9 protein-coding genes are annotated in these 7,352 nt (G+C 71.9%); 7 read left to right on the top strand and 2 right to left on the bottom strand.

The features are described 5' to 3' along the window. The first annotated feature begins 109 nt into the window (after window positions 1–109). Together ACYU7L_RS22300 and ACYU7L_RS22295 are read left to right on the top strand one after the other, a co-directional pair. Entirely contained in the window at window positions 110–505 is a 396-nt protein-coding gene (locus ACYU7L_RS22300; RefSeq protein ID WP_460801210.1) for an anti-sigma factor, read from the top strand. 1 nt (window position 506) lies between these two features. After that, a complete protein-coding gene (locus ACYU7L_RS22295; RefSeq protein ID WP_460801207.1) occupies window positions 507–1,379 on the top strand; it encodes an RNA polymerase sigma factor SigF in 873 nt (290 codons plus the stop codon). On the opposite strand, the gene ACYU7L_RS22290 is transcribed toward ACYU7L_RS22295, so the two are convergent. After that, entirely contained in the window at window positions 1,376–1,765 is a 390-nt protein-coding gene (locus ACYU7L_RS22290; RefSeq protein ID WP_460801205.1) for a hypothetical protein, read from the bottom strand. The two genes, ACYU7L_RS22295 and ACYU7L_RS22290, sit on opposite strands and share 4 nt — an antisense overlap. A 243-nt stretch (window positions 1,766–2,008) precedes the next feature. Between ACYU7L_RS22290 and ACYU7L_RS22285 the strand changes: the two genes are divergently transcribed. After that, window positions 2,009–2,260, top strand: a complete 252-nt coding sequence (locus tag ACYU7L_RS22285; protein WP_011755173.1) for a WhiB family transcriptional regulator — start codon at window positions 2,009–2,011, stop codon at window positions 2,258–2,260. 8 nt (window positions 2,261–2,268) lie between these two features. Here the strand turns inward: ACYU7L_RS22285 and ACYU7L_RS22280 are convergent, their stop codons facing one another. Continuing rightward, on the bottom strand, window positions 2,269–3,786 hold the full coding sequence (locus ACYU7L_RS22280; protein ID WP_460801743.1) for a histidine kinase N-terminal domain-containing protein: 1,518 nt from the start codon (window positions 3,784–3,786) through the stop codon (window positions 2,269–2,271). A 67-nt stretch (window positions 3,787–3,853) separates the two neighbouring features. On the opposite strand from ACYU7L_RS22280, the gene ACYU7L_RS22275 reads away from it, so the two are divergent. Genes ACYU7L_RS22275 through ACYU7L_RS22260 form a run of 4 tightly spaced genes read left to right on the top strand, consistent with a single transcriptional unit; the run spans window position 3,854 to window position 7,305 of the window. Beyond that, window positions 3,854–4,711, top strand: a complete 858-nt coding sequence (locus ACYU7L_RS22275) for a DUF2785 domain-containing protein (RefSeq protein ID WP_460801202.1) — start codon at window positions 3,854–3,856, stop codon at window positions 4,709–4,711. A 13-nt stretch (window positions 4,712–4,724) separates the two neighbouring features. Next, complete coding sequence (locus tag ACYU7L_RS22270) at window positions 4,725–6,428, top strand: acetolactate synthase (RefSeq protein ID WP_460801200.1); 1,704 nt, start codon at window positions 4,725–4,727, stop codon at window positions 6,426–6,428. After that, window positions 6,428–6,946, top strand: coding sequence for a GNAT family N-acetyltransferase (locus tag ACYU7L_RS22265; protein WP_460801198.1), 519 nt, complete (start codon window positions 6,428–6,430; stop codon window positions 6,944–6,946). Before ACYU7L_RS22270 ends, ACYU7L_RS22265 begins: the two co-directional genes overlap by 1 nt. Continuing rightward, window positions 6,931–7,305 carry a thioesterase family protein gene (locus ACYU7L_RS22260; RefSeq protein ID WP_460801196.1) on the top strand — a complete coding sequence of 125 codons (375 nt, stop codon included), beginning with the start codon at window positions 6,931–6,933 and terminating at the stop codon, window positions 7,303–7,305. The genes ACYU7L_RS22265 and ACYU7L_RS22260 overlap by 16 nt, the downstream gene beginning before the upstream one ends. The last annotated feature ends 47 nt before the right edge of the window (window positions 7,306–7,352 follow it).

Below are 7,352 nucleotides of genomic sequence, written 5' to 3'. Positions count from 1 at the left end.
CCGGGCCCCTGGTGACACACCAGGGGCCCGGCCCCGACTAGTCTCCTCGCAAGCCTGCCCACGCAGGCGACACGGCAGACGACACACCTCGGTCTCGAAGGACGGGCACATGGCTATGGGTGGACTACAGCGCGAGCGGCTCGCGGACGTCGAGCTGCGCCTGCCGGCCGACAGCGCCTATGTCTCGGTGCTGCGCACCACCACCGCGGGCCTCGCGGCTCGGCTGGACTTCACCATCGACGACATCGAGGACCTGCGGATGGCCGTGGGCGAGGCCAGTGCGCTGGTGCTCCCGGAGGCCGCTCCCGGCTCGTCCCTGATGTGTCAGTTCTTCCTGCTCCCGGGCGAGCTCACGGTGAGCGTGAGCATCGACGGCTCGCCGAGCCCGGTCGACCAGGACAGCTTCGCCTGGCAGGTGCTCAGCACGCTCGCCGAGGCGTCCGCCGAGGTCACGGGCGAGCGGCTCACCGTCAGCCTCACGCTGCGGTCGGGATCCGGCCTCTGAGATGGCGCGCGATCCCGCAGCCGGGATCCCCGGCACGCCCACGGACGAGCAACCGGTGCTCGATCCGCAGGTCCACCGACCCAACGACCGTCCCACCGACCAGCTGACCGGCATCGAGCTGACCCGTCGCCGCAGCGCGGACTACTTCATCCAGATGCGCGAGGCGGAGCCCGACTCGCCGGCTCGCAGCGCCGCCCGCGACGGTCTCGTGCATCTCCACCTGCCGCTGGTGGAGCACTGCGCGCGCCGCTTCCGCAACCGCGGCGAGCCCTTCGAGGACCTGGTCCAGGTCGGCACCATCGGCCTGCTCAAGTCGATCGACCGGTTCGACTCCGACCGCGGCGTGGAGTTCTCCACCTATGCCACGCCGACGATCATCGGCGAGATCAAGCGCTACTTCCGCGACAAGGGCTGGGCGATCCGGGTCCCGCGCCGGCTCCAGGAGTTGCGGATGCAGATCAGCGCGGCCACCGCCGAGCTGACCCAGAGCCTGGGCCGCTCCCCCACTCCCAGCGAGCTGGCGGAGCGCGTCGGCTGCACGGTGGAGGAGATCATCGAGGGCCTCGAGTCGAGCAACGCCTACTCGACGCTCTCCCTCGACGCGACCGACAGCTCCGAGGACGGCGCCGCCACGATGCTGGACGCCATCGGGATCGATGACGCGGGGCTCGAGCACGTCGAGATCCGCGAGTCGATCAAGCCGTTGCTCGACCGCCTCGAGCCGCGCGAGAAGAAGATCCTGCTGCTGCGGTTCTTCAAGAACATGACCCAGTCCCAGATCGCCGTGGAGATCGGCGTCTCGCAGATGCACGTCTCCCGGCTGCTGAACCGCACCCTCGAGCAGCTGCGAACCTCCCTCGAGGAGCAGTCCTAGCCCTCGTCGTCGGACAGCGCGTCGATGCTGGCCGGATGCAGCAGTCCGACCAGGACGACGACCGCGACGAGCGCCAGCACGATCGAGTACGTCGTGGTCTCCCCGCCGCGGAACGACCACGCGAGCAGCAGGTGGATCAGCTGGGCCAGGACGATCGGGCTGCGCGCCCACGAGCTGCCGCGCCGTACCGCCACGGCGCAGGCGACCAGCCCAGCGCCGTACCCGGCGAAGAACACGGCCGTCGTCAGCGCCATCGTCATCCGGCCCGACGACAGGCTCGCGAGCTCCATCAGGGAGAGCAGCACGAAGACCGCACCCTCGACCGCGACGAGCGACGCGGCCACCACGAGGGGTGCGGGCTGCTGAGGACGGGTCGGGGTGCTCACGAGGCGTGAGCCTATCGGCGCAGGTGTAGGGAGGGCCGAATGGGGCACAGGACATTTTCCATCGGCAAACGTCCGGAGAAACGCCTGTGACAAAGGTGACCAACGATAGGGGTTGTGCCGACCGCCACTTCTTGCGACTCTGGACGTCGCGCTCACACCCCCTGAGCCCGTCTCGTCGTGCCCCCACTGAGGGCCCCGCAGCCCCCTGCCGCAGACGCTGAAAGAAAGAAGGAACCCCCAGCCATGGATTGGCGCCATCGTTCTGCCTGCCTCGACGAGGACCCGGAGCTGTTCTTCCCGATCGGCAACACCGGTCCGGCCATTCTTCAGATCGAGGAGGCCAAGCAGGTCTGCCGGCGCTGCGAGGTGCGCGAGCAGTGCCTCGCCTGGGCGCTCGAGGCTGGTCAGGACCACGGTGTCTGGGGCGGCCTCAGCGAGGATGAGCGGCGTGCACTCAAGCGCCGCAACGCCCGCGCTCGCGTCCGCACCGCCTGAGGCTCAGCTCACCCGATCGGAAGGTCCACCGCGACCCTCGTCCCCGTCTTCCCTTCCGCAGCCCCCTCCGCAGCGCTGCTGTGGGGACCGATCTCGAGCATCCCCCCGAGCTCCGACTCGACCAGGGTGCGCACGATCGACAGGCCCAGGTTGGTCGACTGGTCGAGATCGAACCCCTCCGGGAGCCCCGCACCGTCGTCGTCCACGGTGACGTGCAGGCGACCCACCAGACGACGGACCGTCACCAGGATCTCCCCAGTGGCGGTCTCGTCGTCCGCGGCGCCGTAGCCGTGCTCGACGGCGTTCTGGAGCACCTCGGTGAGCACCATCGCCAGCGCGGTGGCCTGCTCGGAGGGCAGCGCGGCGAACGTGCCCTCGCGGCGTACCCGCACCTGGTCGCCCGCGGCGCTCACCTCGGTGACCATCCGGCCCAGGCGGTCGGCGATCTCGTCGAAGTCGACCTCCTCGGACACTGCGTGGCTGAGGGTCTCGTGCACGATCGCGATCGACCCCACCCGGCGCACCGCCTCCTCGAGGGCCGACTTCGCCTCCGGGGCCTCAATGCGGCGCGCCTGAAGGCGAAGCAGCGCCGCGACGGTCTGCAGGTTGTTCTTCACCCGGTGGTGGATCTCACGGATCGTCGCGTCCTTCGTGATCAGCTCGCGGTCGCGCCGGCGCAGGTCGGTGACGTCGCGGACCAGGATCAGCGCACCGATGTGCTCGCCCTCGGGGCGCAGCGGGATCGAGCGGACGATCAGCGACACCTCGTCGGAGCCCACGGCGCCGGGTGAGGCCGAGCCGAGCTCGGTGTCACGGTGCGACCGGCCGCCGAGGACGGCGCTCAGCGTCTCCTCGTCGGGCCGGTGACGCGGCGGGACCAGCTCGCGGGTGAGGTCGGCGAGCCCGAGCCCGGTGAGGTCGCCGGACAGGCCGAGGCGCCGATAGACCGAGAGGGCGTTGGGGCTGGCATAGACGACCCGCCCGGCCGCATCCACCCGCAGGAAGCCGTCGCCCACCCGGGGGCTGTCGGCATGGTCGCTGCGCTGCCCGGTCGCCGGGAAGTGCCCGGCGGCGATCATCTGGGTGAGGTCGGACGCGCTCTGCAGGTAGGACAGCTCGAGCCGGCTCGGGGTGCGCACGCCGAGCAGGTTGGTGTTGCGGGCGACGACCGCGATGACCCGGTCGCCGCGGCGCACGGGGATGGACTCCACCCGCACGGGCACGTCGTCGCGCCACTCGGGGTCCCCCTCCCGGACCAGCCGGCCCGTGGCCCACGCCTCGTCGAGCAGGGGGCGGCGTCCGGTGGGCACGAAGGTGCCGATCACGTCGTCGACGTATGCCGTGGGGCCGGTCGTCGGACGCATCTGACCGGCCGCCCAGAAGCCGCTGCCCAACCGGTCCGGCAGCCACAGCACGAGGTCGGCGAAGGACAGGTCGGCGATGATCTGCCAGTCGGCCATGAGCAGCTGGAGCCAGGCCACGTCCTCCTCGTCGAGGTCGGTGTGGGCCCGGACGAGCTCGGTCATCGACGGCACGCCGCCAGCCTAGTGACCGCTTCGGCGAGTCGCGCCATCGGCTGGCAGGATGGGCGCCATGTCCGCGTCGTACTGGAAGCAGGTCCTCTCCCGGGGGCTCGCCGTCCCCTCGGATCGACCCCTCGACGAGCTCACGGCCGAGCTGACCACGATGCTGGGGTCGCCGGACCCCGCGGAGCGCGACGGCACGGCCTACCCGACGCTGTCGACCTGGCTCGAGCGTGGCGTGTACGACGACCTGCTGGCGGGGCTGGGCGACGGCATGGCCGCCGGGCTCGCCGTCGGCGTGGGTGAGCGCGACAGCGACACCGTCTTCCGCCGCAGCTTCTCGGTGCTGGTGCTGGCCGACTGCATCGAGCGCGACACCTCACTGGCCCTCGTCCCGGGCGGCAAGGTGCTCGAGTGGGGCGACCGGATCGCCACGTGGTTCCTGCGCGAGCGCGACACCCGCGGCTTCGTGCCCGGTCACGGCTGGGCGCGGGCCCTGGCGCACGGCGCCGACGCGCTCGGCAGCCTCGCCGCCTCCCCGCACCTAGGAGTCCCCGAGCTCACCGTCATCCTGGACGTGCTGGCCGACCGCGCCGTACAGCCCACGCCGAGCCTGCTGGTCGCCGGCGAGCCGGACCGGATGGCCCGCGCGACGCTCCGGCTGCTGCGCCGCGACGTGGTCCCGCTGCGGATCCTCGAGCCCTGGGTGGCTCGGATCGCGGCGACGGCGACCAACCCGGCGTACGACGATCGTGACCCGTTCCTCTCGACCGGCAACGCCGAGGCCTTCCTGCGCGCCCTCCACCTGCAGCTGGCGCTGGCTCCACGGCCCCCGGCCGTGCGCTCGGACCTGCTCCTGGTCCTGGTGGACGCACTGAGAAACAGCAACGCACATCACCTGGAGACGCCCCGCGCGCGCTTCGCGTGAGTAACCTGCAGCCATGACGGCTACAGACGACGCGCAGCGCGCCCCCGGATCCGACGGCCAGGATGCCTCCGACCTCTCCGGGCACTCCGGTGAGCTGGCCGTGGCCGTGGCCCGGGCCCACGGTGTCGAGACCATGTTCACGCTGTCGGGAGCACACGTCTTCCCGATGTACGACGGCGCTGTGAAGGCCGACCCGCCGATGCGGTTGCTCGACGTGCGCCACGAGCAGACAGCCGCGTTCGCGGCCGAGGCCACCGGCAAGCTCACCCGCGTCCCCGGGCTGGCGGTGCTCACCGCGGGCCCGGGCGTGACCAACGGGGTGAGCGCGATCGCCCAGGCGCAGTTCGCGGGCTCCCCGATGGTCGTCGTCGGCGGGCGCGCACCCGCCAACCGCTGGGGCACCGGCAGCCTGCAGGAGCTGGACCAGCCGCCGATCGTCGCCTCGGTCTCCAAGATGGCCCACACGCTGCACACCGCCGGCGACATCCTCGGCGGGATGGACGAGGCGTTCACCGCCGCCGGTTCCTCGCACCGTGGCCCGGTGTTCGTCGACGTCCCGATGGACGAGTTCTTCAACTCCGCCTCCGGGCCGGCGCCGTCCGGTCCCTCGGTCACCCGGCTCGAGCCGGACCCCGACGCCGTGGCGGCGATCGCCGGACTCCTCGGCGCCGCGTCGCGCCCCGTCCTCGTGCTTGGCACCGACGTCTGGGCCGACGGCGCCGAGGAGGCGGCCCTGCGTCTGGTGGAGGCGCTGGGCGTCCCGACCATCACCAACGGCATGGGGCGCGGTGTGGTCCCCGGCGGCCACCCGCTGCTGGTCACCAAGGCCCGCAGCCAGGCGCTCGGCACCAGCGACCTGGTGATCGTCGTCGGCACGCCGCTCGACTTCCGGCTCTCCTACGGCGTCTTCGGCGGCAAGGAGGACGCCCCGCTGGCCAAGGTCGTCCATGTCGCCGACTCCCCCGGTCAGCTCTCCGGGCACGCCGAGCTGGCCGGCTCCGTGGCCGGGGACCTGACTCTGGTGCTCGACGGTCTGCACGCGGCCGTGGACCGACTTCCCCGCCGCCCCGAGTGGGGCCCGTGGGTGAGCAGCCTGCAGGAGACGGTGGCCGCGGCCGCCGAACGGGACCGCGCGCTGCTCTCGGCCGAGGCCGACCCGATCCACCCGGCCCGCATCTACGGCGAGCTGGTCCCCCGCCTCGCCGAGGACGCCGTGGTGATCGGCGACGGAGGCGACTTCGTCAGCTTCGCCGGCAAGTACGTCGAGCCCAAGCGCCCCGGCGGCTGGCTCGACCCCGGCCCCTACGGCTGCCTGGGCGCCGGACTCGGTGCCGCCATCGCGGCCCGCCTGGCCCGTCCGTCCGCGCAGATCGTGCTGCTGCTCGGCGACGGCGCGGCCGGCTTCTCGCTGATGGACGTCGACACCCTGGTGCGCCACAACCTGCCGGTGGTCATGGTGATGGGCAACAACTCCGCATGGGGCCTGGAGAAGGGTCCGATGCAGATGCTCTACGGCTATGACGTCATCGCCGACCTGTCTCCCGCCACGTCGTACGACGGGGTGGTGAAGGCGCTCGGCGGTGGCGGCGAGACCGTCACCGATCCTCGCCAGATCGGGCCCGCACTCGATCGCGCCTTCGCTTCGGGCGTGCCCTACCTGGTCAACATCATCACCGACGTGGAAGCGGCCTACCCCCGCAGCACCTTCGGCATCTGATGCGGATCCGACTGGCAGCCGCCTCCGAGTACGACGCGATCGGCGAGCTCGTCGCGGCGGCGTACATCGGAGACGGCCACGTCCCCGCGGACCACGACTACGTCGAGCAGCTGCGCGACACCGCCACCCGCGCCGCGCAGGCGGAGGTGTGGGTCGCGGTGGACGGGGCGGACGACCGCCTGCTCGGCACCGTGACCAACTGTCCGGTCGGCTCGTCGTGGCGCGAGGTGTCGCGCGACGGCGAGGGTGAGTTCCGGATGCTCGCCGTGGCACGTGAGGCCCGTGGCCGCGGGGTGGGCTCCGCTCTCGTCGAGCACTGCATCGAGGAGTCGCGCGGTGCCGGCGACGGCGCTGTCGTGCTGTGCAGCCTCTCCGACCAGACCACGGCCCACCGGCTCTACGAGCGGATGGGCTTCGTCCGCGCCCCGGAGCGCGACTGGTATCCCGAGGAGGGCCTCGCCCTCCTCGTCTTCAAGCTGCCCCTGCGACCCGAGGAGAGACCATGGACACCGACGTGAGCGCCGTCCTCAGCTTCACCGTCGGCGACGACGACACTGCGGTGGCCCTCGGCTCCGGCAGCCTGCCGGTCCTGGCCACCCCGCGTCTGCTGGCCTGGTGCGAGGCCGCCACCTGCGCGGCCATCGACGCCCATCTCTCCCCCGGTCAGACCAGCGTCGGCACCCGCGTCGAGCTGGAGCACCGCGGCGCCAGTCTCGTCGGTCGCGAGGTCGAGGTCAGCGCCTCCCGCTCCTACGTCGACGGCCGCCTGATGCGCTTCACCGTCTCCGCCCGCCACGCCGACGGCAAGCTCGTCGGCACCGGCGAGGTCACCCGGGTCGTCGTCGATGCCGAGCGCTTCCTAGGCCGCCTCAGCTGACGCCCCCTCGTTGGTCGAGCAGGTGCTTCGCTGGTCGAGCAGGTTGC

The organism is Nocardioides pacificus (assembly GCF_054775955.1).
This window is presented reverse-complemented; position numbering and strand designations above follow the sequence as displayed.